Source organism: Stenotrophomonas sp. TWI602, assembly GCF_039674045.1.
Lineage (GTDB): Bacteria > Pseudomonadota > Gammaproteobacteria > Xanthomonadales > Xanthomonadaceae > Stenotrophomonas.
Window position 1 is genome coordinate 43,579 of the sequence record NZ_JBDJMT010000005.1, and the last position, 25,141, is coordinate 68,719.

The following is a 25,141-nucleotide window of genomic DNA, read 5'->3' on the forward strand; positions in this document are numbered from 1 at the left end:
ATTGCGCAGGATCATTCGCGCCCGGCGTCACGGTGGGCCGGTCCGCAGCGGCTAGAATTGCGCGGACGGCGCCCGCCCACGCGGGTGGCCGAACTTAGTCGAGGTGTTTGGATGGAATTCAAGGATTACTACGCCACGCTCGGGGTGGAACCCACCGCGGGCGATGCTGAGATCAAGACTGCTTACCGCCGGCTGGCGCGCAAGTACCACCCGGATGTGAGCAAGGAAGCCGGGGCCGAGGACAAATTCAAGGCGGTCAACGAGGCTTACGAGGCGCTGCGCGATCCGCAGAAGCGCGCGGCCTATGACCAGCTCAAGGCGCAGGGCTACCGGCCCGGCGAGGAGTTCCATACCCCGCCGAACTATGGCGGTGGCCAGGGCTATGACTTCGAAGAGGTGTTCGGGGGCGGCGCCGGTGGCGGCGGCTTCAGCGATTTCTTCGAGAGCCTGTTCGCGCGCCAGCGCGGCGGTGGCGGTGGTCGCGCCAGTGGCTTCGGCGGCGCCAGCCAGGGGCCGCAGCCGACCCGCGATACCCGCGCCAAGCTGTCGGTGCCGTTGGAAGCGGCCTATCAGGGCGACAGCCTGCGCATCAACGTGGGCGGCAAGCAGCTGGATGTGCGCGTGCCCAAGGGCATCCGCCCGGGCCAGGTGATCCGCCTGACCGGGCAGGGCACCGGTGGCGGCAACCTGCTGCTGGAAGTGGAATACGCCGAGCACCCGCAGTTCGAGGTGGATGGCCGCAACATTCTGTACACCCTGCAGGTGACCCCGTGGCAGGCCGCGCTGGGGACCAGCATCAGCGTGCCGACCCTGGGCGGTGCGGTGGAGCTGAAGGTGCCGGCCGAGTCCGATGCCGGCCGCAAGCTGCGCCTGCGTGGCCGCGGCCTGCCGGGCAACCCGGATGGCGATCAGATCGTGGAGCTGGAGATCATTGCGCCGGCGCCGACCGACGAAGCGCAGAAGAAGGCCTACAAGGCGCTGGCCAAGGCGTTCGGCGAGAAGGTGTGAGGCAGGCGGTGCGCCGATGCAGCGGCGTACCGACTGTTGGTGCGTACCGACCAACGGTCGGTACCAACCGCCGCCATCGGCATCACGCCGTCGGCGGTTCCTGGTGGCTGAAAACGCGCTCCAGCACCTCGGATAGTTCGTCTTCCGAAAACGGCTTGGTGATATAGGCCTTGGCGCCCTGACGCATGCCCCACATGCGGTCGGTGTCCTGGTCCTTGGTGGTCACCAGGATCACCGGAATGTGCTTGGTCGAGGCGTCGCGCGCCAGCGTGCGGGTCGCCTGGAAACCATTGAGGTTGGGCATCACCACGTCCATCAGCACCAGATCGGGCAGTTCGGCCTTGGCCGTTTCGACCCCGGCGGCGCCATCGGTGGCGGTCAGGATCTGGTGACCGAGTTTTTCGACGATCCGCTGTATCCCCAACAGCTGCGACGGTGAATCGTCGACGATCAGAATGCGTGCCATGGTGTTCCCCGTGTGATGCCCGCAGTGTAGTGCGGGCCTCGCACCGTCGTGAAGCGCCGGACGTGCCGTCCGTCGCCCGGCTGCCACGCTCAGTCGATTCGTACCACCGTGCGGCCGTGGTGGCCGCCCGCGAGCAGGGTATCGAACGCCGCCGGCAGGCCATCCAGCCCGACTTCGCCCGTGCAGATCGTCTCCAGATGCGCCGGTTTCCAGGCGCCGCCAAGCTTCGCCCAGACCGCTTCGCGCAGATCACGCGGTGCGCTGGAGGACGACACACCGATCAGCGACACGCCGCGGATGATGAAGGGCATGACCGTCATGTCCAGCGCCGGACCCGCGGCCAGGCCGGCACTGACAACCGAGCCGTAGGGCACGGTCTGGGCCAGCAGGCTGGTCAGCATCGCGCCGCCGGCGTTGTCCAGGCCGCCGCCGAAGCGCGCCGATTCCATCGGCCGGGCGGTCGCCAGCACATCCCGCGGCAGGACCTCGCGGGCACCCAGTCCACGCAGGTAGTCGGCCTGGTCGGCCTTGCCGCTGATCGCGTGCACCTCGAAACCCGCCCGGGTGAAGATGTCCACCGCCAGCGAGCCGACCCCGCCGGTCGCCCCGGTCACGGCCAGCGGTCCGTGGGCGGGGGTCTGCCGGTTGTCCAGCATCCGCACCAGGGCCAGCGCAGCGGTGAAGCCGGCCGTGCCCACAATCATCGCCTCACGCGGGGTGAGTCCCGTCGGCTGCGGGATCACCGCACTGGCGGCCAGGCGCACATACGGGCTGTAGCCGCCATCGCGGGTCTCGCTCAGCCCGCAGCCGGTGGCCAGTACCGCATCGCCTTCGCGGTAGGCCGGGTCGGTCGAAGCGACCACCGTGCCGGCCACGTCGATACCACCGACCAGCGGGAAGCGTCGCAGGATCTTGCCCTTGCCAGTGCCGGCCAACGCATCTTTATAGTTGACCGAGGACCAGTGCGCGCGGAGGACCACCTCGCCGGGGTTGAGCTGGTCCAGGCCGATCGGTTCCAGCCCGGCGTGGTAGCCGGTATCGTCCTGGTGGATGCGGAAAGCGTTGAACCGGTCGGGAATTGCCATGAAGATGCCTGACGGGGGAAAACACCACCTTACCCGCTGCTCCGGCGCGCGGGGACCCTCACGGACGGTCGCGGAGGCGGTTATGAATCGTTCCCCGAGATGCGTGCCCCCTTCCAATCCTGTCGATCTGCCCCATCTAGTAGAATCGACAGCGATTTAACGTTTTAACGGTTGACGGTGCGGGAGTGGCCCGCAGGCAACCTTACCTTGATGGAGCGTGCATGGCCTGGAATACACCCGGCGGCAACAAGGGCGGACAAGGCCCCGACGAGAATCGACGTGGGCCGTTCGGTCCTCGCGGTGGCGGCAATGGCGGCGGTTGGGGCGGTTTGCCCGGTCCGCTGAAAGACCTGTTCGATGGCGGCATCCTGCGGTGGGTCGCAGTGGCTGCGGTGTTGCTGCTGCTGTTCTCCAGCTTCCAGCTGATCGGCGAACAGCAACGCGGCGTCGTGCTGCGCTTCGGTCAGTTCCATCGCATCCTGCAGCCTGGCCCGAACTTCAAGCTGCCGTGGCCGCTGGAATCGGTGACCAAGGTCAATGCCACCGAGATCAAGACGTTCAGCAGCCAGGTGCCGGTCCTGACCCGCGACGAGAACATCGTCAACGTCTCGCTCAACGTCCAGTACCGCATCGACGATCCGCGCCTGTACCTGTTCGGCTCGGTCGATGCCGACCAGGTGCTGGAACAGACCGCGCAGAGCGCGGTGCGTGAGCAGGTCGGTCGTGCCGACCTCAACAACGTGCTCAACAACCGTGGCCCGCTGGCCGTGGCCGCCGAAGAGCGCCTGCAGGCCTCGCTCGGCAGCTACCGCACCGGTCTGTCCGTGACCGGCCTGACCCTGCCCGATGCCCGCCCGCCCGAGGAGGTCAAGCCGGCCTTCGATGAGGTCAACGGTGCCCAGCAGGTCAAGGAGCGTCTGATCAACGAAGCCCAGGCCTACGCGGCCAAGGTGGTTCCGGAAGCGCGCGGCCAGGCCTCACGGGCCCGGACCACCGCTGAAGGCTACAAGCAGGCCGTGGTCGCCAAGGCGGAGGGTGATGCCGAGCGGTTCAGCCTGCTGCAGGTCCAGTACAAGGACGCCCCGGAGGTCACGCGCAAGCGCCTGTGGCTGGAAACGGTGCAGAAGGTGCTCTCGGAGAACCGCAAGATCATCGGTGGCGATGGCCGCCAGCTGATCTACGTGCCGATGCCGGGCGACAACCGCACCAGCACCAATGCCGCTCCGGCGGTGACCCCGGAAGTCATGCTGCCGTCGCTGCCTGCCAGCACGGCCGTGGATGGCGTTCGCAATGCGGAGCGTCCGACGACGCGCCCGACCGGTCGTGAGGAGGGCAGCCGATGAGAAGTTCACTGTGGATTGGTCTGGCCGTAGCGGTCCTGCTCGGCCTGCTGGGTTCGGTCTACGTGGTCCGTGAGGACCAGACCGCGATGGTGCTGAACCTGGGCAAGGTGGTCCGTGCGGACATCAAGCCGGGCCTGCACTTCAAGGTGCCGCTGGTGGAAACGGTGCGCGTGTTCGATCGCCGTTTCCAGGTGCTCGACACCGCCCCGGCCCGTTACTTCACCGCCGAGCAGAAGGACGTCAGCGTCGACTTCTTCGCCATCGGTTACATCTCCGACGTGCGCGCGTACTTCCGTGCGACCGGCGGCGATGCCCGCGTGGCCAATGCCCGCCTGGCCCCGATCATCACCGACTCCCTGCGCAACCAGATCAACTCGCGTTCGTTGCAGCAGCTGGTGTCCGGGGATCGCAGCGAACTGATCGCCAACCAGCTGACCGGCATCAACGAGTCGGTCAAGGCGCTGGGCATGCAGATCATCGACCTGCGCATCAAGCAGATCGACCTGCCGACCGACAGCCAGGTGATCAACGATGTGTACGAGCGCATGCGCGCCCAGCGTAAGCAGGAAGCGGCCAAGCTGCGCGCCGAGGGTGAAGAGCAGTCGCTGACCATCCGTGCCCAGGCCGACCGCGAGAGCACCGTGATCGTGGCCGAAGCCGAGCGCGACGCCCAGCAGCTGCGCGGTGCCGGCGATGCCGATGCCGCCCGCATCTACGGCAAGGCCGGCTCGGCCGACCCGTCGTTCTACGCCTTCTACCGCAGCCTGGAGGCCTACCGTGGCTCCATGACCGACGGCAACGGCGTGATCGTGCTCGACAAGAACGACCCGTTCCTGCAGTACCTCAAGAGCGATCGCTGAGGCCGCAGGCGGTAGTCATCCACGGGGACCCGGTGCAGACCGGGTCCCCGTTTTGTTTGTGGAGATGTCATGAAAGATCTGTTCTCGGCCCTGTGCCTGGTCGCCGTGCTCGAAGGCCTGTTCCTGTTCGCCGCCCCGTTGGCCTGGAAGCGCATGGCCGAGCAGCTGCTGATGCTGCGCAGCAGTGCCCTGCGCACCTGGGGCGGGGTGATCCTGCTGGCGGGCCTCACTACCCTGTGGTGGCTCAAGCACTGAAAGGGTTCCCGCCATGCGCTCGTTGGTAGTGCCGGCCGCTGGCCGGCTCCAGGCCATCCTGCGAGCCGGCCAGCGGCCGGCACTACCGAACGGCTTGGAGCCGGGCAGCGGCCGGCACTACCGAAAGCTCTGGAGCCGGCCAGCGGCCGGCACTACCGCCTTGGAACCGGCCGTTGGCCGACTCCATCCCGCGGCGGTCCTGACCGGCCGGTGAAGTCCACCGGCCGCCGGGGTGGCAGCAGCCACCGGAAACCCGGATAATGCACAAAAGCCGGACGGGCACTCTGTTTCAGAGTCACTCGTCCGGCTTTTTCCGTGTCTGGGTACCCCAGCGTCGGCGCGCTCCCCGCTGGAGCCCGCCACCCCGCGCTGATCGGCCACCCCGGCATGGTCCCAAACCCGCGGCCCCGATGGCCGCACAAAAACCAGGAGTTACCCGTCATGGGTCAGTCAGTTGTCGTGTTGGGTGCCCAGTGGGGCGATGAAGGCAAGGGCAAGATCGTCGATCTGCTCACCGAGGAAATCGGTGCCGTAGTACGTTTCCAGGGCGGCCACAATGCCGGCCACACGCTTGTCATCAATGGCAAGAAGACCGTGCTGCACCTGATCCCGTCGGGCATCCTGCGTGCCGACGCGCTGTGCCTGATCGGTAACGGCGTGGTGATCTCCCCGGCTGCGCTGCAGAAGGAAATCGCCGAGCTGGAAACCTCCGGCGTGGAAGTGCGTTCGCGCCTGAAGATCTCCCCGGCCGCGCCGCTGATCATGCCGTACCACATCGCCCTGGACCAGGCGCGCGAACGCGCTGCCGGCGGCAAGGCGATCGGCACCACCGGCCGTGGCATCGGCCCGGCGTATGAAGACAAGGTGGCGCGTCGCGGCATCCGCATCGCCGACCTGCATTACCCGGCCCAGCTGGAAGAACTCCTGCGTACCGCGCTGGATTACCACAACTTCGTGCTGACCAATTACCTCAAGACCGACGCGGTCGACTTCCAGAAGACCTACGACGAAGCGCTGGCCTTCGGCGAATACGTCGAGCCGATGAAGTCCGACGTTGCCGGCATCCTGCACGACCTGCGCAAGCAGGGTAAGCGCGTGCTGTTCGAAGGCGCCCAGGGCGCCCTGCTGGACATCGACCACGGCACCTACCCGTACGTCACCAGCTCCAACACCACCGTTGGCGGCGCGCTGGCCGGTGCCGGCGTCGGCGCGGACGCGATCGATTACGTGCTGGGTATCGCCAAGGCCTACGCGACCCGCGTCGGCGGTGGTCCGTTCCCGACCGAGCTGGACGATGAAGTCGGCCAGGGCATCCGCGACCGCGGTGCCGAGTACGGCGCCTCGACCGGCCGCCCGCGTCGTTGCGGCTGGATGGACATCGTCGCGCTCAAGCGCGCCGTCGCCATCAACGGCATCAGCGGCCTGTGCATCACCAAGCTCGACGTGCTCGACGGCATGGAAAAGCTGAAGGTCTGCATCGCCTACGAATACCGCGGCAAGCGTACCGAATACGCCCCGCTGGACGCGCAGGGCTGGGAAGAATGCACGCCGGTGTACCTGGAGTTCCCGGGCTGGACCGAGAACACCCACGGCATCACCAACTGGGACGACCTGCCGCCGGCCGCCCGCGCTTACCTGCGCGCGCTGGAAGAGCTGGCCGGTTGCCCGGTCAGCATCGTCTCCACCGGCCCGGACCGCGACCACACCATGGTCCTGCAGGATCCGTTCGCCTGATCAGGCGCGTAGTGCCGGGCCATTCCCGGTATGGCGTAACGGTGTAAGGCGTAAAGAAAAGCCCCGCGCAAGCGGGGCTTTTTCGTTGCCAAGCCCGGGTCAGCGCCGGCCGATGCCCATCTGCAGTTCCGACAGTTCCAGATTCTCATCGTGGTTGGCATCCAGGGTCTGGAAACGCATCTGCGATGAGCGACGCATCTCCTCGGCACTCAATTCGCCGTCGCCGTTGAGGTCGGCGATGCGGACCCATTCGGCGGCCGAGAACTCGCCATCACGTTGCGGGCCGAGCACCGCCTGCACTTCCTCCACGCTCACCCGGTAATTGTGATCCGCATCGACCAGGCGGAAGAAGGCATCTCCGTCGTACTCATCGCGACTGACCTTGCCGTCGCCATTGCGGTCCAGCATCGCGAAACGATCCGGCGCGGTGGCGGGCAGATCCTGCGCCGCGGCAACACTTGCGGCGACAGCGCCGCATAGAAGGAGCAGGGCAACGCGGTGCGCGAGCATCATCACAGGTGTCTCCAGACCGCAGGGGAGGGGGGCATGTCTTCAGCACGCAGTGTCCGCCGCGTCGATGCGCGGGGCAACGGCAATTTCCCGCATTCGCGCCAGTAGTTTTACTGGTTGCCCGCAGCCATCGGACCGCAGTGACCACGCCCGCCAGCGCGGGGCCATGGCATGCTGTGCACCTCACCAATCAGCAGGGCAGACCGGGTGTCTGAAGATCACGTGGCCACCGGCATGAGCAGCGCGGACCGCGCGTTGCATGCGGTGGTGTCCGAGCTTGAAGCGCTGTTGCGCGGCGACGGGGAAACCCACTGGGCCGACTGGATGCAGCGGGTCATCACCCAGCTTGAGCAGGGCGATCCAGGCGCGCCGGAGAGCGTGCTGCGCGCCTATGGCGGCATGGGGTCGTTCAATGATGTTGCGTTGGGCATGGATTACAGCAACGGCCACTTCCAGTGGCGCGCAGACGCGGAGGAACTCAATGAGCGCCTGGATGCACTGCGCGGGCGCGCCTGGCAACTGGCGCGGGCGATCCGGGACGCTCCCCCCGGTGCGCGTTGATCAAAGGGCCTGCTGCCCCTTCAACACGGGATACGGATTGATTGATTCACCTTTCCACCACTGCTTTTCCGGACCCAGTACATGGATTTCGAAATGCAGGTGGGGCGCCTCGGGACTCGCATTGCCGGTGCTGCCGACATAGCCGATCACCTCACCGCGCTTGATCGTCTTCTTCTCGGCCAGCCCATCGGCATAGCGGTCCAGATGCGCGTAGTAGTAACAGTAACGGCCGCTTGGTTCGAACTGGTACACCGTCAGTCCGCCCCGCACGCTGTCGAACAGTTTCTCCACCGTCCCGTCTGCGACGGCCAGCACCGGCGTCCCGTTTGGCGCCAGGATGTCGATCGCATCATGCACGCGGCCTTCGCTGCGCGCATCGGTGAAGGTGTCCTGCAGCTGATCCGCACCGATGCCCTGCACGGGCAGCAGCAGCGCTCCGGCCGCGCTCGCCGGTGCGGGTGCGGCACTTCCCGCGTCCGGCGCGGGCGGTGTGGCTGAGGTGCCGGTGGGCACCGGCGTCGTGGCCGGCGTAGGGCGCGGGGCATCAAGCGCAGCACGGGCCGAACTCGTGGCCGAGCCCACCTTGGCCGGTTCGGCGGCGCCGAGCCGGGATGAGGGGCCCGGCCCCAGCAGCCAGTAACCGACCACGCCGATCACCAGTCCCACGGCCAGCAGTCGAAAGGTCTTCATGGCTTACTCCTGCATCACGACCGGTACCGAGGCATCGACCGCGGCGGCGACCTGCAGCGCATCCCAGTTGGTCATGCGCACACAGCCGTGCGATTCGGTCTTGCCGACATGGCCGGGTTCGGGCGTGCCGTGCAGGCCGTAGTGGGGCTTGGAGATGTCGATCCACACCACGCCGACCGGATTGTTCGGGCCCGGCGGCAGGACCGCCTTGCTGTCGCCCGCCTTGGCATCCCAGAACAGTTTGGGGTTGTAGTGGAAGGTGGGATCGCGGGAGATGCCGAGGATCTTCCATTTCCCGATCGGCAGCGGGTCATGCTTGCTGCCCGAGGACACCGGGAACTGCGCGTAGACCTTGCCGTCCGTATCGAACAGCCGCAGCGTGGAGTCGGATTTGTCGATCACCAGCTTGCTGGCCTTCGGCAGCGGGGCGGCCGCGATGTTGGGCACCTGGATCACGCTGCCGGCCTTGCCCAGGTCGACGCCGGGATTGAGCGTCTTCAACAGCTCGGGGGAGGCGTGGAAGCGTTCGCCCAGCGCTTCTTCGATCGAACCGAAGCCCAGGGTTTTCAGCTTGGCCTGCGCGGCCGGACCCTTGGGCACCGGCTGGAACGGACCGGCCACGTCTTCCGCGGTGAGCGTGTAGCGCACCAGCGGCGGGGCGGCATCGGGCTGCAGCGCCTGCCAGGTGGCATCGTCCAGCTCCCCACTGACCTTCAGCCCGCGGGCGGCCTGGAAGCCGGACACGGCGCGCTTCTGGTTGGAGCCGCGCTCCCCATCGATCTGGCCGGGCGAGAAGTGCGCGCGGTCCAGCAGCACCTGCGCATGCAGATCCGAGCGTGGCCCGGTCGCCAGCGGCGTCGCGTCGGCGTCCGGGATCGCGGCGGGCGCGGGTGCCGTCTGTGCGACCGCCCAACCGGAGCAGACCCCCAGGGCGAGGGCGAGCGCGGTGAGGCGGGCGATACGGTGCAGGCGAAGGGACATCGGCAACTCCAGCGGGAACGTGTTTCCACCATGCCTGCCGGGCGTGCGCACTTGCCGTGAAAACCCTGACGGGGGGCTGAGCGGCGACGCGGGAGCAACGCCGAGGTTATGTGAATCCATTCACAGCGGGCTCACGGCCGTCGGTCAAGGCGCTGGGTCTGACGCCGATACCAGCCCACCCCCCCCACGTTTTTCGGATGTCTCATGGAATTTTTGCGGAAGGTCAGCGTTGTCTGGCGTCTAGGTATGGGCTTTGGCCTGTTGTTGCTGCTGGTCGCGGCCGTCGTCGCCACCGGCGCCACCGGTAGCGCGGTACAGAAGCGCGCGATGCAGCAGGTGGTCGAAGTCAACGTGGCCAAGGTGCGGCTGCTCTCGGACATGCTCGATGCCAACAACCAGATGATGGTCGTGCGCCGGGAGATGCTGCTCCGCCAAGGCGACGGTCTGGCCGAGGATGAGGCGCGCATCGCCGCGCTGGTCGCGCGCTATGAAGCCAGCTGGGCCGCCTACCAGGCCTTGCCCGCGCAGCCGGAAGACACCGCCGTCGGTGACGCCATCGCGGCCGCCCGCGCGGTGGCGCGTCCGCTCAACAAGCAGATGAGCGAACAGCTGCAGCAGGGCGATGTTGCCGCTGCCACGGCCCTCACCCTGGGCGCCGTGCAGGCCGCTGCCAATGGCTGGAACCAGGCGCTCAGCGATGGCGTGGTCTACGAGGAAAAGGAAAGCCGCCAGGCCGCTGCCGAAGCGATCCGGTTGGGCGAGCGGACCCTGCTGCAGCTGCTGGTGCTGGGCGCGATCGCGCTGGTGGTCGGCATCGCCGCCTCCGTGCTGATCGGGCGCAGCATGACCGGTCCGCTGGCGCGCGCCGTCGGCCTGGCCACCCGGATGGCCAAGGGTGATCTGGCCCATGACGTCCATCTGGGCGGCCGCGATGAGATCACCCAGCTCGGCAACGCAATGGCCACCGTTCGCCAGAGCGTCCAGGGCGCGATCACCGCGCAGCTGGACATGGCCCGCCAGCATGAGGCCGGTGCCATCAGCCATCGCATGGACGAAACGGCCTTCCCGGGCGACTTCGGTCGGATGATCCGCGCCACCAACGAGCTGGTCGGTTCGCACGTGGCCGTCGAGTTCCACATGGTCGAGGTGATGCAGCGCTACGCCATCGGCGACCTGAGCCGTGATCTGGACAGCTACCCGGGCGAGAAGGCCGTGCTGACCACCACCATGGCCACCGTCAAGGCCAGCCTGATGGCGATCAACCAGCAGATCGAGACACTGGCCTCGGCTGCCCGTGCCGGCGACTTCTCCGTGCGCGGCGATGCGCCGGCGTTCCAGTTCCAGTTCCGCGCGATGGTCGCCCAGCTCAACGGGATGATGGCCAGCTCGCAGGCCAGCATCGCCGACCTGTCGCAGGTGCTGCGCGCGATCTCCACCGGCGATCTGACCTCGCGGATGGATGGCCACTACGAAGGTGTGTTCGCGCAGATGCGCGACGATGCCAATGTCACCGCGGTGCAGCTGACCGGTATCGTGCAGCAGATCCAGGGCGCGGCCGGCAGCATCAACGATGCCGCGCAGGAACTGGCGGCCGGCCACCATGACCTGTCGCGCCGGACCGAGCAGCAGGCAGCCAACCTGGAGGAAGCGGCGGCCTCGATGGAGGAGCTGACCTCCACGGTCCGGCAGAACGCCGAGCTGGCCAACCAGGCTGACCATGAAGCCCATGCGGCGGGTGCGGCGGTCAAGGCGACCGAGCAGGCGATCGCGCAGATGGCCGCGGTGATGAGCGAGATCGACCAGTCCTCGGCGCGTATCGCCGAGATTTCCTCGGTGATCGACGGCATCGCCTTCCAGACCAACATCCTTGCCCTGAACGCGGCCGTTGAAGCGGCCCGTGCCGGTGAGAACGGACGCGGCTTCGCGGTCGTGGCGACCGAGGTACGCACGCTGGCGCAGCGCGCCGGCACGGCGGCCAAGGAGATCAAAGACCTGATCGATGAGTCCAGCAGCAAGGTCAAGACCGGGCTGAGCGTCACCGTGCAGTCCGAAGCGGCGATCGCCCGCCTGACCCAGGCCAGCTCGCGCACCAATCAGCTGATGAGCGACATTGCCGCCGCGACCAAGGAACAGGCCGCCGGCATCGAGCAGGTCAACCAGGTGGTCGTGCAGATGGACCAGGTGACCCAGCAGAACGCTGCGCTGGTGGAAGAAGCCACCGCCGCCAGCCGCGCGCTGGAAGAACAGGCGTATGCACTGACCGAATCGGTGGCGGTGTTCAAGCTGGACAACAGCGCGGCAAGCCTGCGTCGCCCGGCGACACTGCAGGCAGCATGACGGCCCCTGCGCGCTGAGTAATACAGAAAAGCCCCGCATCGGCGGGGCTTTTCTCATGCCGATCCGGCCGCCCGACGCAGCGGCGCGCCCTGCTCAGTCGTCGTTTTCTTCGGCGGCTTCGCGACCCTGCTGGCGGATCAGCGCTTCTTCGCGCGCATCGTTGATGGCATGGCGTACGCCATCCAGATCGATGCTGCTTTCATCCTGCTCGAATTCACCGGTCAGCACGCTGTCCGGTAGCAGATCGCCAGCCTCGAACAGCGCCCACATCTCCTCGCCGTACCAGGTCTCCAGCAGCTCCGGCGCCCAGCGGCCCAGGTACGCGGTGAGGTTGTTGACGTCGCGCAGCAGCATCGTGCGTGCGGCATTGTTGCCCGCCGCACTGACCACCTGCGGGAAATCGATCACCACCGGGCCTTCCGGGCCAACCAGCACGTTGTACGGCGACAGATCGCCGTGGATCAGGCCGCAGCACAGCATGCGCACCACCTGGCGGACCAGGATCTGGTGGAACTGGCGTGCCTGCTCCGGGCTCAGTTCAACCTCACCCAGGCGCGCGGCGGAATAACCCTCGGCATCGGTGACCAGCTCCATCACCAGCACGCCGTGGAAGTAGCCATACGGCTCGGGTACGCGCACGCCGGCATCGCGCAGCTGGTACAGCGCATCGACTTCGGTGTTCTTCCAGGCCGCTTCCTGCTGCTTGCGGCCGTAGTTGCTGGCCTTGCCCACGGCGCGCGCTTCGCGGCTGCCACGGACCTTGCGGCCTTCCTGGTACTGCACGCGCTGCTGGAAGCTGCGCTGCGCCATGTCTTTGTAGACCTTCGCGCAGCGCACATCGTCGCCGCTGCGGACCACGTATACCGCTGCTTCCTTGCCGCTCTTGAGCGGGCGGAGCACTTCATCGATCACGCCGTCGTCGATCAGCGCCTGCAAGCCTTGGGGGGTCTTCACGGTATCTCGGGAATCGGCTGGCGCGGGGCCTGCCCTGGAGGGGGAGGGATTTTCGCATCTTCGGGCCGATGGAGCCATCGACACGGCACTCGGCCGCCGGGTCGTTCAGCTGTGTGCACGCCCAGGCGGGCTTGAAATCTGATTCACATCCGGCGCGCAGGCTGGGATCACTTTCCCAAGGAGTGCCGCCCATGATGCTGTCCCTGTTGCGCCGTACCGGTGCTGTGCTGGCCTTGTTGCTGGCCGTTCCCTCGCTCCACGCCGGCCCGGCAGCGGCCGAGACGGTGCTCATCGTGGTCAGCGGCGAGGGCCGCGACCAGGGCAAGACCCGCCCCGGGTTCGAGATGGACGAATTCGCCCAGGCCTACCTGATCTTCCGCGACAACGGCCTGGCCGTGCAGGTGGCCAGCCCACGCGGCGGGCCGGTGGAGGCCGACAAGTTCGATGCCAAGGAGCCCTTCAATGCACGGGTCCTTGCTGATCCGGCTGCGGCCGCGTTGCTGGCCGACACCCGCGCCACCGCCACCCTCCGGGCGGCCGACTATGCGGCCGTCTACGTGGTCGGGGGCAAGGGGGCGATGTTCGATCTGCCCGCCGATGCCGCACTGCGCGGTCTGCTGGGCACGATGTACGATCGCGGCGCAGTGGTCGCGGCGGTCTGTCACGGCCCGGCTGCGCTGATGGACGTGCGGCTGGCAGACGGAACGCTGCTGGTCGCCGGGCGGCGCATGACCGGCTTCACCAACGCAGAGGAGGGCGTGTTCGGCAAGCGCTGGGCGAAGGAGTTCCCGTTCCTGCTGGAGACGGCCCTGCGCGAGCGCGGCGCGCGCTGGGAACAGGCGCCGCTGATGATGCCCAGACTGGTGGTGGACGGACGCCTGATCACCGGGCAGAACCCGTATTCGACACCGGCGGTCGCCGAGGCGATCGTGCGGGCCACCGGCCGCACGCCGATCGCGCGCACGCCGTGGCGCGATGAGGCCAGCATGGCGTTGGTGCAGCGTCTGCTGGCCGGTGAAGGGGAGGCGGTCAAGCGCGAGCTGGCCAGCAATCGTACGGGCTATCACGATCAGCTGATCGGCGTGCTCGGCTACTACCAGCTGCAGGCCGCGCAGGACGATGCGGCGGTACGTGACGCGCTGTCGATCATGCAGCTGGCGGCCCCGTACATGAGCGAACCGCAGCTGCCGCTCGGCATCGCACAGGCGCATTGGCGGCTGGGCGAGGTGGCCCAGGCGCGCACGGTACTCGGCAAACTGCTGGAAACCCACCCGGACATGGCCGAAGCTAAGCAGCTCAAGGACACGATCGAAGGCTGACCCATGGACGATGGCCTGCACATCCTGGTGATCGAGGACAACCCGGCGCTGCGCGCCGGCATGGCCACGCTGCTGGAGGCCCGCGGCCATCGCGTGGCCTTCGCCGCCGATGGCCGCAGCGGCCTGCAGATGGCGCTGGAAGCGCCGCCGGATGTGCTGGTGCTGGACCTCACCCTCCCGGGCATGGATGGCCTGCGCGTGTGCAGCCATCTGCGTGAGCAGGCCGACCGTCACATCCCGATCCTGATGCTGACCGCGCGCGACACGCTGGCCGACAAGCTGATCGGCTTCCAGGCCGGTGCCGATGATTACCTGGTCAAACCGTTCGCAGGCGAGGAACTGCTGGCGCGATGCCTGGCATTGGCCCATCGACACGGCCGACGCGACGGGCATGTGCTGCGTATCGGATCCCTCGGCATCGACCGCCGTAGCGGCGCCGTGTGCCGCGGTGAGCAGGCGATCGAGTTGCCGCAGACCGCCTATCGGCTGCTGGTGCTGCTCGCCGAAGCCTGGCCGCGCACGGTGACCCGCAGCGAGTTGATCCGGCGTCTCTGGGGCGATGAGGCGCCGCCGTCGGATCCGCTGCGCTCGCATCTTTACCTGCTGCGCCAGGCGTTGGACAAACCGTTCAAGCGGCCGATGCTCAGGACCGTGCACGATGTCGGCTTCAAGCTGGAGGCCGACGCATGACGGCACGGGGGCATCGCCTGCGCAACCGGTTGATGCTGGCCTTCGCGGTGTTCGCGCTGGCGGTGGCCGGCCTGTTCGGCCTGTACGTGGCGGTATTCGTGTACAGCGTGGAGGATCGCTTCTTCGATGCGATGCTTGAGCAGGAAGCGCAGCAGCAGTTGGATCAGCGGGCCACCCGTGGGACGTGGTCGCCGCCGCGCAACGCCTTCATGACGATCCACGACAGCCCTGCCACGTTTCCGTCCGATCTCAAGGCCGCCTTCGATGCCGAGCCGTGGCGTCGCGAGATGGCCGGTGCGCAGGGGCGGCACTATCACCTGCGGGCGGTGACGCCGGACGGGGCAGGTACGCCGGGGTGGCTGGTCGCCGAGGTCAGCCAGCAGCTGGTGGTGCGGCCGATGCGCAGCCAGATTCTGGCGCTGCTGGCCTGGTCCGGCCTGGCCGTGGTGATGATCGCCCTCCTGGCTGGCGCATGGCTGGCTCGACGTACCACGCGTCCCTTGTCGAAGCTGGCGGCGCTGGTCGATGGCATGGCGCCGGACAGGTTGCCGGTGGGGTTCGCCGGGGACTTCCCCGATGACGAGGTCGGCGTGCTCGCCCGCGGCCTGGACAATCTGAGCGGGCGCGTGCGTGCCTTCATTGCGCGCGAGCATGCCTTCACCCGTGATGCCAGCCATGAGCTGCGCACGCCCCTGGCGGTGATCCGCAGTGCCACCGAACAGCTGGCCAGCGAACCCGGCCTGTCGGAGGCTGGGCGGCGGCAGCTCGCGCATGTGCAGCATTCGGCGCGTCAACTCGAACAGACCGTGATCACCCTGCTGACACTGGCCCGCGAAGAGAACGTGGAACAGGATGCGACGCCACTGGCGGTGCTGCCGGTGCTGGAACAGGTGGTGGTCGAGCAGGCCGCGCTGCTGGATGGCAAGCCGGTGGAGGTGCGGGTCGACGTGTCGGCCGACGTGCGCCTGCCGGTGCCGGGCCCGGTGCTGCACATGCTGCTGGCCAATCTGGTCGGCAACGCGTTCGCGCATACCCGTTCGGGCGAGGTGCGCATCGAGGTGGCGAGCGGGCGGCTTCGGATCCGCAACACCGCCCTGGCGGGCGATCCCGAGGCGATCATGCGGCCGTTCACCAAGGGCGAGGGCAGTGCCGGGTTCGGGCTCGGCCTGGCGATCGTGCAGCGGCTGTGCGACCGCTTCGCCATCGACCTGCGTATCGAAGGGACCGAGCACGCCACGGTGGCCAGTTTCAGCGTTCAGTGAGGCGAGGCGGCATGGCGGCCGCGGCGACCGGGGCACACCCGGGGCGGGCCCGCTTCCGTCCATCGCCAAAGTGCGCGATGCTCTGCCGAACGGGGGAGGGGCGCATGGGCAGCAGGGACGAGGGCAGCATTGACGGGGATGTCCCGGCCGAGCAGACGCCGACCGATTGGTCGTTGCTGCCGATCACGCATGGCAACGAAGATTCGATGGTGGCCGTGATCTGGCGCCTGCTGCGGCAGGAGCCGGCCTTGATGGTGAGCGCGGGATATGTGTTCCTCTCCGTGCTGGGGCTGTGGTCGAGCTTCTTTTTCTATTTCAAATTCCGGCTGTCGATCCTGGACTACCTGCAGGTCAGTGATTTCCTGGTCGCCGGGCTGCGCGATCCCGCCTACCTGTTGATCCTGTTGCTGGGGGCCCTGCTTGCCGTGGTGCTGGGCTGGCCGGAGACGCTGCGGCGGCGCAACCCTGCCAAGGTGGCACGCCTGCGCGCGCGGCACTGGGGATGGCGGATGCTGTTCTCGGAATCGCCGTGGATGAACTGGGAATTCTCCGGGCTGCGCCCACTGACCGGCATGTGCATTGCGGTGGTCTGCTTCATGGCATTCGGCGCGGCGCTGTATGCCCTGAGCACGGCCGAGAAGATCCTCGATGGGAAGGGCGGTACGCCCGTGCAGGTCGTGCTCGAGGGTGACGCGGCCGCGCTTCCCGGCACCGCGAAGCTGCTGGGATCCAGCAGCGCGTTCGTGTTCCTGTGGTGGCCGGCGCAGCGGCGGGCAGAAGCCGTGCCGATCGGCTCGATCCGCCGGCTGCAGTCGATGCCCTTGCCGGCGAAGCCGGTAGCGCCCAAGCCGGTCACGCCGTCGGCGCAGCCCACTGCCGCCGCGAAACGGTAAGCAGCACTGCCTGCGCCCTGCCGCATGCTGCCTCAGGCAGCACGCGGCAGGGCCCGGCGTGTAGATCAGGCGTTGCTGGCGGCTCCTTTACGGGCGCCCGTTGGTACCTTTTTCGCAGACGTCCCGGCGGCGGTTTTCGACGCTGCTTTTCGGGGGGCCTGCTTTGCAGCGGTCTTCTTTGCCGCTTTTTTCACGGCCTTCTTGACGGCGGGTGTTGGCGTCGCCTTTTTCGCGGCCTTCTTCGTCGCTTTCTTCGCCACCTTCTTCGCCACCTTCTTTACGGTCTTGCTGGTGGCCTTCTTGGGCACTGCTTTCGTCGCAGCCTTTTGTGCAGCGGTCTTTTTTACCGCTGCCTTCTTCGTCGCCGACGCTTTCGTTGTCCGGGTTGCAGTCTTCTTCGCGCTGCCGCCCTTCCTGCCGCCACCATCCTGCTTGTTGACCGTGGCCCAGGCGATGCGCTCGGCGGCGGCACCGCTGCGCCCCTGGTCTTTCTCGCTTTCCTCGATGTGCCCGGCTTTGCGCTTCTGCGTGTCGGTATAGCTGGATTTATCACCCCGTGGCATGGACGTGCTCCTGTGTGGTGATGACGAAAGCGCCGCTCAGGCGAGCGTGCGCACCTTCGGTTCGCGGGCCCACTGGCGGGTAGCGGCGGCGGCGAGGAAGGCCTTGGCATCCTCGGCCTCGACCACCCCGGCATCGTTGCCGACCCGGGCAACCTTCAGCAGCGCCTGTGCGCCGTCATCGGCGGCGATCGCCTTCAGATGGGCCCAGGCGTCGCTGACGAAATCGATCGCGGCCGATTCCCTGCTCAGCTTCTTGGCGGCGTCGTTGCTCAGCACCACGGCGACCGCATCGAACACCACCGAGGGCGTGCCCGCCAGCTGACCATCGGCGGCCAGCGTCTTGCCGTCGCTGAGTTTGGCGCCACCGATCTTCGGCGCGACCAGCTTCACGCTCGCCCCGGCCTTGTCGGCCGCCTTGCGCAGGTTGGCGATCAAGGCCGCGTCGGAGCCTTCGTCGAACAGGATGCCGATGCAGCGGCCTTTGAGCAGGTCCTTGGTGCGGCCGATGATGCGCACTTCCGGCGCCTTCGGGAAATCCTGCGCCGGGGTCTGCGTGGCGGCCGGCTCGGGCAGCGCCGGCATCGCCAGACCGTCGGCCACGCGCTTGGCCAGTGCATCGTCGATGTTGCGCAGGTGGCTCACGGTGCGCTCGCGCACCTTGACCGTCTCCACCTTGGACAGCTCGAACACCAGCGCCGAGGCCAGATGCGCCTGCTCCGGCGCCTCCAGGCTACGGAAGAACATGCGGGCCTGGCTGTAGTGATCGGCGAAGCTCTCCGCGCGCACGCGGCCCTTGCGGCCGTCATCCGGCGCGGTGGCGTGACTGGGGAAGCCGTCGACGCTCTCACGCGGGCTGTCGCCCTGCAGCGAACTCGGATCGTAGGCGACCCGGCCCTTCGGGATGTTCATCTGCATGTGGCCGTCGCGCTGGTGGTTGGCGAACGGGCACTTGGGCGCGTTGACCGGGATCTGGTGGAAATTCGGGCCGCCCAGGCGGCTGAGCTGGGTATCCAGATAGGAGAACAGGCGGCCCTGCAGCAGCGGATCGTTGCTGAAGTCGATGCCCGGCGGCACGTTGGCCGGGCAATAGGCGACCTGCTCGGTCTCGGCGAAGAAGTTGTCCGGCCAGCGGTCCAGCACCATCCGTCCGATCACGGTCAGCGGCACCAGCGACTCGGGAATGATCTTGGTCGAATCCAGGTGGTCGAACGGGAAGGCCTCGGCCTGTTCCTCGGTGAACAGCTGCACCGCCAGCTCCCACTCGGGGAAGTCGCCGGCGGTGATCGCCTCGAACAGGTCGCGCCGGTGGAAATCGTTGTCCGCGCTCTGCAGCTTGACCGCCTCGTCCCACACCGTGGACTGGATGCCCAGCTTCGGCCGCCAGTGGAATTTGACGAAGGTCGACTCGCCGGCATCGTTGATCAGCCGGAAGCTGTGGATGCCGAAGCCTTCGATGGTGCGCAGCGAGCGCGGGATCGTGCGGTCGCTCATCGCCCACATGATCATGTGCATCGATTCGGGCATCAGCGAGACGAAATCCCAGAAGGTGTCGTGCGCGCTGGCCGCCTGCGGGAAGGCACGGTCCGGCTCCATCTTCACTGCATGGATCAGGTCGGGGAACTTGATCGCGTCCTGGATGAAGAACACCGGGATGTTGTTGCCGACCAGATCCCAGTTGCCTTCCTTGGTGTAGAACTTGACCGCGAAGCCACGCACATCGCGCGGCGTATCCACCGAGCCGGCGCCGCCAGCCACGGTGGAGAAGCGGGTGAACAGGGGGGTGCGCACGCCGACTTCGCTGAGGATCCGGGCGCGGGTGTACTCACCCAGCGAGCGGGTCAGCTCGAAGTAGCCGTGTGCGGCGCTGCCGCGCGCATGCACGATGCGCTCGGGGATGCGCTCATGGTCGAAGTGGGTGATCTTCTCGCGCAGGATGAAGTCTTCCAGCAGGGTCGGCCCGCGCGGGGTGGCCCGCAGCGAATTCTGGTTGTCACCGACCGGTATGCCCTGGTTGGTCGTCAGGACGGGATGGCCATTGCCCGCGCGCTGGTGCAGTTCATCCCCTTCGCCGCGGGCGTCGGTGGCGGGTGCGGGGGCGTTCTTCGTGCTTTTCTTGCTGGCGGCCATGAGGCGACTCCGGGAGCTGGCGGGAAGGGGATCGCCTCACACTGGCGGCCGGGGCGTTAATCGAGGGTGCGAAAACCGGGCGCTGCTTGCACCCGCGCTTCACATGCGGCGCCCGGGCGCTGGGTGACGCGCGTGCGGGCAGGTATCCTTGGGCGCGTCTTCCCCTGTTCTTCCCGACCGCATGCGCGTTGAACCCGCCGACATCGAAGCCCTGTTTGATGCGATCCCCGACGTCCTGTTCTTCATGAAGGACTGCGACGGGCGCTATACGCACATCAACCAGACCATGCTGCGTCGGCTGGGGCTGAAATCCCGCAAGGACGTGATCGGGCGCACCGCAGCGGAGATTTACCCAACCGGTCTGGGGGCCGATTACGCCACCCAGGATGAGCAGGTGCTGGCGGGCAAGGTCATCGAGAACCTGATGGAACTGCATCTGTTCGCCAACCGCGAGCCGGGCTGGTGCCTGACCTGCAAGCGGCCGCTGCTGGTGGATGGGCAGATCCGCGGGCTGATCGGGATCTCGCGCGACCTCGGCCAGAAGGACAGCCTGGGCACCCAGTACGAACAGCTGCGCCTCGCGCTGGCACATCTGAATGCGCATTACGCCGAGAACGTGCGCATGCAGACCCTGCTGGACATCACCGGGTTCTCGCTATCCAAACTGGAGCGCACCTTCCGCAAGGTGTTCCAGATGACCCCGCAGCAGGTGCTGACCCGTCTGCGCATCCAGATGGCGGTACACCTGCTGCATGGCCAGGACAGCATCGCCAGCATCGGCCAGGCCTGCGGTTTCACCGACCAGAGCGCGTTCACCCGCAAGTTCAAGGCCGAGGTCGGGCTGTCGCCACGGGCCTACCGTGCCCAGATCGGCGAGCGCGCCGCTGCCTGAGGCGGGGTGGGGCTTCCGGCCTATGCCGTCGCGCGGCCGACAGGGTATGGTGTCGCACTTGTTGCCTGCCAATCGATTCCGATGCCCGCATCCCAGACTCCGGCTCCTGCCACTCCGCCCGCCGATACCCGCCTGGGGCACGCGCTCAAGCCCCGCCAGCTGATCATGATGGGCCTGGGCAGCGCGATCGGCGCCGGCCTGTTCCTCGGCTCCGGGGTGGGCGTCCAGGCCGCTGGTCCGGCAGTCCTGCTGTCGTATCTGGTCGCCGGCGCGCTGGTGATCATCGTGATGAACGCGTTGGGCGAAATGGCCGCGGCCAAGCCGACCAGCGGCGCGTTCTCGGTCTACGCCGCCGACGCCATGGGCGCCACCGCCGGCGCGACGGTGGGGTGGCTGTGGTGGGTGCAGCTGGTGATCGTCATCGCCGCCGAGGCGGTAGGGGCGGCCGGGCTGCTCGCCACGGTCTGGCCGGCGATCCCGGTGCCGATGGCCGCGCTGGCCTTCATGCTGTTCTTTACGGCGATCAATCTGCTCGGGGTGAAGAACTTCGGCGAGTTCGAATTCTGGTTCGCCATCCTCAAAGTCGCCGCGATCGTCGGCTTCATCCTGATCGGCGTGGCGCTGCTGATGGGCTGGCTGCCGGACGTGGCTTCGCCGGGCCTGCGCAACTTCACCGAGCACGGCGGCTTCATGCCCAAGGGCTTGGCCGGAATCGGCGCGGCGTTGCTGGTGGTGGTGTTCGCCTTCGGCGGCACCGAGATCGTGGCCGTGGCCGCGGCCGAAACCGAAGATCCCGAGCGCAGCATCGCCCGCGCGATCCGCACCGTGGCCTGGCGCATCCTGGTGTTCTACATCGGCTCGTTGAGCGTGATCATCGCGGTGGTGCCGTGGACCAGCGAGGCACTGAAGTCGCCGTTTGCTGCCGTGCTGGAAGCTGCCAAGATTCCGGGCGCGGCGACGGCGATCACGCTGATCGCGGTGATCGCGCTGCTGTCGGCGCTCAATGCGAATCTGTATGGCGCCTCGCGGATGATGTACTCGCTGGCGCAGCGCCGCGAGGCCCCGGCGGTGCTGGGGTGGACCGATCCGCGCCAGGTGCCGATCATCGCGGTGCTGGCCAGTGTGCTGTTCGGTTTTGCGGCGACGGTGATGGAGCTGCTGTTCCCGGACAAGGTGCTGCCGGTGCTGCTCAACATCGTGGGCTCGACGTGTCTGCTGGTCTGGACGATTTCGTTGTTGTCGCAGTTGATTCTGCGCCATCGTGCGAACCGGGATGGGACGCGGTTGCCGTTCCGGATGGCGGGGTATCCGTATCTGACGGTGATCGGGTTGGGGGTGCTGGCGCTGATTTTCGGTCTGTTGTTGTCCGAGGCGCATACGCGGTTGCAGTTCCTGTCGATGGCGGCGCTGACCGCGGTGATCGCCATCAGCAGCGAAGTCACCCGCCGCGTGCGCGCCAGCCGCCAGCCCGATTGACCCCGGGCGGGTGGTAGGTGCCGACCGTTGGTCGGCACACCCTGCAAGGGCACGCAACAAAAAACGGCCCGCGCGATGCGGGCCGTTTTCATTCCAGATGCATGCCGATCAAGGTAGGTACCGACCGTTGGTCGGTACGCCTGTCAGGCATCGTGCCGACCAACGGTCGACACCTACACCTCCACGCCCTCGTCTTCCTTGTACGCATCGACCGGGATGCAGGCGCACATCACGTTCTTGTCGCCGTACACGTTGTCCACGCGCGCCACCGGCGGCCAGTACTTCTGCTGGCGCAGGCTGGCCAGCGGGAAGGCCGCCAGCTCGCGCGGGTAGGCGTGGGCCCACTCGCTGGCCGACACCACCGCAGCGGTATGCGGGGCGTGCTTGAGCGGGTTGTCCTCGCGGTCCAGGCGGCCGTCTTCGATCGCGGCGATCTCTTCGCGGATCTGGATCATCGCGTTGATGAAACGGTCCAGTTCGTGCAGCGATTCGCTTTCGGTCGGCTCCACCATCAGCGTGCCGGCGACCGGGAAGCTCAGGGTGGGGGCGTGGAAGCCGAAGTCGATCAGGCGCTTGGCCACGTCCTCGGCGCCGATGCCGGAGGTCTTCTCCAGCGGACGCACGTCCAGGATGCACTCGTGCGCCACCAGCCCGTTGCGGCCGGTGTACAGGGTCTTGAAGTGCGGGGCCAGGCGGGTGGCGATGTAGTTGGCGTTGAGCAGGGCCACCTGGGTCGCCTTGCGCAGGCCGGCGGTGCCCATCAGGGTGATGTACATCCAGCTGATCGGCAGGATCGAGGCGCTGCCGAAGCTGGCCGCGCTGACCATGCCGACATCGCCTTCGCCACCGAGCACCTTCGGCAGGAACGGGGCGAGGTGCGACTTGACCGCGCACGGGCCGACGCCCGGGCCGCCGCCGCCGTGCGGGATGCAGAAGGTCTTGTGCAGGTTCAGGTGCGAAACGTCCGAGCCCCACTTGCCGGGCTTGGCCACGCCCACCAGTGCGTTCATGTTGGCACCGTCGGTGTACACCTGGCCGCCGTGCTTGTGCACGATCTCGCAGATCTCCACCACCTCTTCCTCGAACACGCCATGCGTGGACGGGTAGGTGATCATCAGCGCGGCCAGGCGATCGCTGTACTTCTCCGCGTTGATGCGGATGTCGTCCAGGTCCACGTTGCCGTTGGCATCGGTCTTGGTCACCACGACCTTCATGCCGCACATCTGTGCCGAGGCCGGGTTGGTGCCGTGCGCCGAATCCGGGATCAGGCAGACGTCGCGATGGCCTTCGCCGCGCGAGCGGTGGTAGGCGCGGATCGCCAGCAGGCCGGCGTATTCGCCCTGCGCGCCGGAGTTCGGCTGCAGGCTGACCGCGTCATAGCCGGTGCACTCCACCAGCATCGCTTCCAGACCGTCGATCAGTTCCTTGTAGCCGGTGGCCTGGTCGGCCGGGGCCAGCGGGTGGATGTTGGCGAACTCCGGCCAGGTCACCGGGATCATCTCGGCGGTGGCGTTGAGCTTCATGGTGCAGCTGCCCAGCGGGATCATGGTGCGATCCATCGCCAGATCCTTGTCCGCCAGCGAACGCAGGTAACGCAGCAGTTCGTGTTCGCTGTGGTGGGTGTTGAACACCGGGTGGGTCAGGAAGGCGCTGGTGCGCACCAGATCGGCTGGCAACGCATCGGCGGTGGCCGCATCGAGCGCATCGACATCGACCGTGGCACCGAACAGCTGGCCAAGCGCGACGATGTCGGCGCGGGTGGCGGTTTCATCCAGGCTGATGCCGACCGCGTCGCTGTCGATCGCACGCAGGTTGATGCGTGCCGCAGCGGCCTTGGCGTGGATCGCCTTGGCGTCCACATCCTTGACGTGCAGGGTGTCGAAGAAGTGCTCGCCCACGTTGACGCCGGCGCCGCGCAGTGCCGCGGCCAGGATCGCGGCCAGGCGGTGGGTGCGGCGGGCGATACGGGTCAGGCCGTCCGGGCCGTGGTACACGGCATACATCGAGGCCATCACCGCCAGCAGCACCTGTGCGGTGCAGATGTTGGAGGTCGCCTTCTCGCGGCGGATGTGCTGCTCGCGGGTCTGCAGCGTCAAGCGGTAGGCAGCGTTGCCCTGCGCATCGACCGAGACGCCGATCAGGCGGCCCGGCATCGAGCGCTTATAGGCATCGCGGCAGGCCATGAAGGCGGCATGCGGGCCGCCGAAGCCGAACGGCACGCCGAAGCGCTGCGAGTTGCCGACCACGATGTCCGCACCCCATTCGCCGGGGGCGGCGATCAGGGTCAGCGCCAGCAGATCGGTGGCCACGGCGACCAGGCCGCCGCGCGCGTGCACGGCATCGGCCAGCGCCTTGTAATCGCCGATATGGCCGAAGGTATCCGGGTACTGCAGCAGCACGCCGTAGGCTTCGGCTTCCATCGCCTCGGCCGGGGTGCCCACGCGCAGCACGATGCCCATCGGCTCGGCGCGGGTGCGCAGCAGTTCCAGCGTCTGCGGGTGCACGGCGTCGTGCACGAAGAACGTATCGGACTTCGACTTGGCCGAGCGCTTGGCCAGCGTCATCGCTTCAGCCGCGGCGGTGGCTTCATCCAGCAACGAGGCGTTGGCGATTTCCATGCCGGTCAGGTCGGCGCACAGCGTCTGGAAGTTGATCAGCGCTTCCATGCGGCCCTGCGAGATCTCGGCCTGGTACGGGGTGTAGGCGGTGTACCACGCGGGGTTTTCCAGCACGTTGCGCAGGATCACGTTCGGGGTGAGCGTGCCGTAGTAGCCCTGGCCGATGAAGGTGCGGAACACCTGGTTCTTGTCGGCGATGGCGCGGATCTTGGCCAGTGCCTGCACTTCGGTCAGCGACTCGGGCAGGTCCAGCGGTGCCGGCGATTTGATCCCGGCCGGGACGATCGCATCGGTCAGCGCGTCCAGCGAGGCGTGGCCGACCACGTCGAGCATCTGCGCGATTTCGGCGTCGTTGGGGCCGATATGGCGTTCGACGAACGCGTGGCTGTGTTCAAGCTCGCGCAGGGAGGGGGTGTTCTGGGACATGGCTGGCATCTCGGAGAGTGGGCACGCACGTTCGGAAGGCGGCTGGGCCAGGGCGCGTCGCGGGCGACAGCGATCCACCGGACCTTGCGGT

At 67.4% G+C, this 25,141-nt stretch carries 22 protein-coding genes; 13 read left to right on the forward strand and 9 right to left on the reverse strand.

What is annotated here, in order from left to right; all coding sequences use genetic code 11:
• Nucleotides 1-111 precede the first annotated feature (111 nt).
• Nucleotides 112-1,008: a DnaJ C-terminal domain-containing protein gene (locus ABE483_RS07445; RefSeq protein ID WP_121038875.1), complete on the forward strand. Its 897-nt coding sequence runs from the start codon at nucleotides 112-114 to the stop codon at nucleotides 1,006-1,008.
• Nucleotides 1,009-1,090: 82 nt separating this feature from the next.
• Here the strand turns inward: ABE483_RS07445 and pilH are convergent, their stop codons facing one another.
• Complete coding sequence (pilH, locus tag ABE483_RS07450; protein WP_313210920.1) at nucleotides 1,091-1,474, reverse strand: twitching motility response regulator PilH; 384 nt, start codon at nucleotides 1,472-1,474, stop codon at nucleotides 1,091-1,093.
• Nucleotides 1,475-1,563: 89 nt separating this feature from the next.
• The gene (locus ABE483_RS07455) at nucleotides 1,564-2,559 is read right to left on the reverse strand and encodes a YhdH/YhfP family quinone oxidoreductase (RefSeq protein WP_346481440.1); all 996 of its coding nucleotides are present in this window, start codon (nucleotides 2,557-2,559) and stop codon (nucleotides 1,564-1,566) included.
• Between the two features lie 221 nt (nucleotides 2,560-2,780).
• Here ABE483_RS07455 and hflK point away from each other — a divergent pair, with 221 nt between their 5' ends.
• The 4 genes from hflK to ABE483_RS07475 all read left to right on the forward strand — a co-directional run bounded on the left by hflK (nucleotide 2,781) and on the right by ABE483_RS07475 (nucleotide 6,751).
• Entirely contained in the window at nucleotides 2,781-3,902 is a 1,122-nt protein-coding gene (gene hflK / locus ABE483_RS07460; protein ID WP_259259501.1) for an FtsH protease activity modulator HflK, read from the forward strand.
• A complete protein-coding gene (locus ABE483_RS07465) occupies nucleotides 3,899-4,762 on the forward strand; it encodes a protease modulator HflC (RefSeq protein ID WP_019186091.1) in 864 nt (287 codons plus the stop codon). Before hflK ends, ABE483_RS07465 begins: the two co-directional genes overlap by 4 nt.
• A gap of 69 nt (nucleotides 4,763-4,831) precedes the next feature.
• Nucleotides 4,832-5,017, forward strand: a complete 186-nt coding sequence (locus ABE483_RS07470; protein WP_121038863.1) for a DUF2065 family protein — start codon at nucleotides 4,832-4,834, stop codon at nucleotides 5,015-5,017.
• 441 nt (nucleotides 5,018-5,458) lie between these two features.
• A complete protein-coding gene (locus ABE483_RS07475) occupies nucleotides 5,459-6,751 on the forward strand; it encodes an adenylosuccinate synthase (protein ID WP_038686937.1) in 1,293 nt (430 codons plus the stop codon).
• A 99-nt stretch (nucleotides 6,752-6,850) separates the two neighbouring features.
• Here the strand turns inward: ABE483_RS07475 and ABE483_RS07480 are convergent, their stop codons facing one another.
• Nucleotides 6,851-7,264, reverse strand: coding sequence for a hypothetical protein (locus ABE483_RS07480; protein ID WP_346463058.1), 414 nt, complete (start codon nucleotides 7,262-7,264; stop codon nucleotides 6,851-6,853).
• Nucleotides 7,265-7,468: 204 nt separating this feature from the next.
• On the opposite strand from ABE483_RS07480, the gene ABE483_RS07485 reads away from it, so the two are divergent.
• Nucleotides 7,469-7,822 (forward strand): hypothetical protein, encoded by a 354-nt coding sequence (locus ABE483_RS07485; protein WP_313210909.1) that lies wholly within the window; start codon nucleotides 7,469-7,471, stop codon nucleotides 7,820-7,822.
• Here the strand turns inward: ABE483_RS07485 and ABE483_RS07490 are convergent, their stop codons facing one another.
• Complete coding sequence (locus ABE483_RS07490) at nucleotides 7,823-8,512, reverse strand: M23 family metallopeptidase (RefSeq protein WP_346481441.1); 690 nt, start codon at nucleotides 8,510-8,512, stop codon at nucleotides 7,823-7,825.
• A 3-nt stretch (nucleotides 8,513-8,515) separates the two neighbouring features.
• The gene (locus tag ABE483_RS07495) at nucleotides 8,516-9,493 is read right to left on the reverse strand and encodes a L,D-transpeptidase (RefSeq protein ID WP_346481442.1); all 978 of its coding nucleotides are present in this window, start codon (nucleotides 9,491-9,493) and stop codon (nucleotides 8,516-8,518) included.
• 204 nt (nucleotides 9,494-9,697) lie between these two features.
• Here ABE483_RS07495 and ABE483_RS07500 point away from each other — a divergent pair, with 204 nt between their 5' ends.
• Entirely contained in the window at nucleotides 9,698-11,830 is a 2,133-nt protein-coding gene (locus ABE483_RS07500) for a methyl-accepting chemotaxis protein (RefSeq protein ID WP_346481443.1), read from the forward strand.
• A gap of 93 nt (nucleotides 11,831-11,923) precedes the next feature.
• Here ABE483_RS07500 and ABE483_RS07505 read toward each other — a convergent pair whose 3' ends face one another.
• Nucleotides 11,924-12,784: a PA4780 family RIO1-like protein kinase gene (locus ABE483_RS07505; protein WP_313210901.1), complete on the reverse strand. Its 861-nt coding sequence runs from the start codon at nucleotides 12,782-12,784 to the stop codon at nucleotides 11,924-11,926.
• Nucleotides 12,785-12,975: 191 nt separating this feature from the next.
• Between ABE483_RS07505 and ABE483_RS07510 the strand changes: the two genes are divergently transcribed.
• From ABE483_RS07510 to ABE483_RS07525, 4 genes are read left to right on the forward strand one after another with little or no spacing between them, the layout of a single operon-like run.
• Nucleotides 12,976-14,103 carry a DJ-1/PfpI family protein gene (locus ABE483_RS07510; protein WP_346481444.1) on the forward strand — a complete coding sequence of 376 codons (1,128 nt, stop codon included), beginning with the start codon at nucleotides 12,976-12,978 and terminating at the stop codon, nucleotides 14,101-14,103.
• Nucleotides 14,104-14,106: 3 nt separating this feature from the next.
• Nucleotides 14,107-14,793: a response regulator transcription factor gene (locus ABE483_RS07515; RefSeq protein WP_313210897.1), complete on the forward strand. Its 687-nt coding sequence runs from the start codon at nucleotides 14,107-14,109 to the stop codon at nucleotides 14,791-14,793.
• Nucleotides 14,790-16,055: a HAMP domain-containing sensor histidine kinase gene (locus tag ABE483_RS07520; RefSeq protein WP_346481445.1), complete on the forward strand. Its 1,266-nt coding sequence runs from the start codon at nucleotides 14,790-14,792 to the stop codon at nucleotides 16,053-16,055. The genes ABE483_RS07515 and ABE483_RS07520 overlap by 4 nt, the downstream gene beginning before the upstream one ends.
• Nucleotides 16,056-16,066: 11 nt before the next feature.
• A complete protein-coding gene (locus tag ABE483_RS07525; protein ID WP_346481446.1) occupies nucleotides 16,067-16,948 on the forward strand; it encodes a hypothetical protein in 882 nt (293 codons plus the stop codon).
• Between the two features lie 65 nt (nucleotides 16,949-17,013).
• On the opposite strand, the gene ABE483_RS07530 is transcribed toward ABE483_RS07525, so the two are convergent.
• Together ABE483_RS07530 and ABE483_RS07535 are read right to left on the reverse strand one after the other, a co-directional pair.
• Nucleotides 17,014-17,511, reverse strand: coding sequence for a HupB (locus ABE483_RS07530; protein ID WP_346481447.1), 498 nt, complete (start codon nucleotides 17,509-17,511; stop codon nucleotides 17,014-17,016).
• A gap of 36 nt (nucleotides 17,512-17,547) precedes the next feature.
• Nucleotides 17,548-19,638: a catalase gene (locus ABE483_RS07535; RefSeq protein WP_346463050.1), complete on the reverse strand. Its 2,091-nt coding sequence runs from the start codon at nucleotides 19,636-19,638 to the stop codon at nucleotides 17,548-17,550.
• Nucleotides 19,639-19,819: 181 nt separating this feature from the next.
• Here ABE483_RS07535 and ABE483_RS07540 point away from each other — a divergent pair, with 181 nt between their 5' ends.
• Both ABE483_RS07540 and ABE483_RS07545 read left to right on the forward strand, forming a co-directional pair.
• Complete coding sequence (locus tag ABE483_RS07540) at nucleotides 19,820-20,530, forward strand: AraC family transcriptional regulator (RefSeq protein WP_346481448.1); 711 nt, start codon at nucleotides 19,820-19,822, stop codon at nucleotides 20,528-20,530.
• 75 nt (nucleotides 20,531-20,605) lie between these two features.
• A complete protein-coding gene (locus ABE483_RS07545; RefSeq protein ID WP_346481492.1) occupies nucleotides 20,606-22,006 on the forward strand; it encodes an amino acid permease in 1,401 nt (466 codons plus the stop codon).
• A 173-nt stretch (nucleotides 22,007-22,179) separates the two neighbouring features.
• Here the strand turns inward: ABE483_RS07545 and gcvP are convergent, their stop codons facing one another.
• On the reverse strand, nucleotides 22,180-25,059 hold the full coding sequence (gene gcvP, locus ABE483_RS07550; protein WP_346481449.1) for an aminomethyl-transferring glycine dehydrogenase: 2,880 nt from the start codon (nucleotides 25,057-25,059) through the stop codon (nucleotides 22,180-22,182).
• Nucleotides 25,060-25,141 lie beyond the last annotated feature (82 nt).

Excerpts from the sequence above, each read along its gene's own strand:
- ABE483_RS07445 (WP_121038875.1), top strand. The coding sequence starts at position 112 with ATGGAATTCAAGGATTACTACGCCACGCTCGGGGTGGAACCCACCGCG.
- ABE483_RS07475 (WP_038686937.1), top strand. The coding sequence starts at position 5,459 with ATGGGTCAGTCAGTTGTCGTGTTGGGTGCCCAGTGGGGCGATGAAGGC.
- ABE483_RS07515 (WP_313210897.1), top strand. The coding sequence starts at position 14,107 with ATGGACGATGGCCTGCACATCCTGGTGATCGAGGACAACCCGGCGCTG.
- ABE483_RS07480 (WP_346463058.1), bottom strand. The coding sequence starts at position 7,264 with ATGATGCTCGCGCACCGCGTTGCCCTGCTCCTTCTATGCGGCGCTGTC.
- gcvP (WP_346481449.1), bottom strand. The coding sequence starts at position 25,059 with ATGCCAGCCATGTCCCAGAACACCCCCTCCCTGCGCGAGCTTGAACAC.
- ABE483_RS07465 (WP_019186091.1), top strand. The coding sequence starts at position 3,899 with ATGAGAAGTTCACTGTGGATTGGTCTGGCCGTAGCGGTCCTGCTCGGC.
- ABE483_RS07520 (WP_346481445.1), top strand. The coding sequence starts at position 14,790 with ATGACGGCACGGGGGCATCGCCTGCGCAACCGGTTGATGCTGGCCTTC.
- ABE483_RS07510 (WP_346481444.1), top strand. The coding sequence starts at position 12,976 with ATGATGCTGTCCCTGTTGCGCCGTACCGGTGCTGTGCTGGCCTTGTTG.
- ABE483_RS07490 (WP_346481441.1), bottom strand. The coding sequence starts at position 8,512 with ATGAAGACCTTTCGACTGCTGGCCGTGGGACTGGTGATCGGCGTGGTC.
- ABE483_RS07495 (WP_346481442.1), bottom strand. The coding sequence starts at position 9,493 with ATGTCCCTTCGCCTGCACCGTATCGCCCGCCTCACCGCGCTCGCCCTC.
- ABE483_RS07530 (WP_346481447.1), bottom strand. The coding sequence starts at position 17,511 with ATGCCACGGGGTGATAAATCCAGCTATACCGACACGCAGAAGCGCAAA.
- ABE483_RS07500 (WP_346481443.1), top strand. The coding sequence starts at position 9,698 with ATGGAATTTTTGCGGAAGGTCAGCGTTGTCTGGCGTCTAGGTATGGGC.
- ABE483_RS07540 (WP_346481448.1), top strand. The coding sequence starts at position 19,820 with ATGCGCGTTGAACCCGCCGACATCGAAGCCCTGTTTGATGCGATCCCC.
- ABE483_RS07455 (WP_346481440.1), bottom strand. The coding sequence starts at position 2,559 with ATGGCAATTCCCGACCGGTTCAACGCTTTCCGCATCCACCAGGACGAT.
- pilH (WP_313210920.1), bottom strand. The coding sequence starts at position 1,474 with ATGGCACGCATTCTGATCGTCGACGATTCACCGTCGCAGCTGTTGGGG.
- ABE483_RS07535 (WP_346463050.1), bottom strand. The coding sequence starts at position 19,638 with ATGGCCGCCAGCAAGAAAAGCACGAAGAACGCCCCCGCACCCGCCACC.
- hflK (WP_259259501.1), top strand. The coding sequence starts at position 2,781 with ATGGCCTGGAATACACCCGGCGGCAACAAGGGCGGACAAGGCCCCGAC.
- ABE483_RS07470 (WP_121038863.1), top strand. The coding sequence starts at position 4,832 with ATGAAAGATCTGTTCTCGGCCCTGTGCCTGGTCGCCGTGCTCGAAGGC.
- ABE483_RS07525 (WP_346481446.1), top strand. The coding sequence starts at position 16,067 with ATGGCGGCCGCGGCGACCGGGGCACACCCGGGGCGGGCCCGCTTCCGT.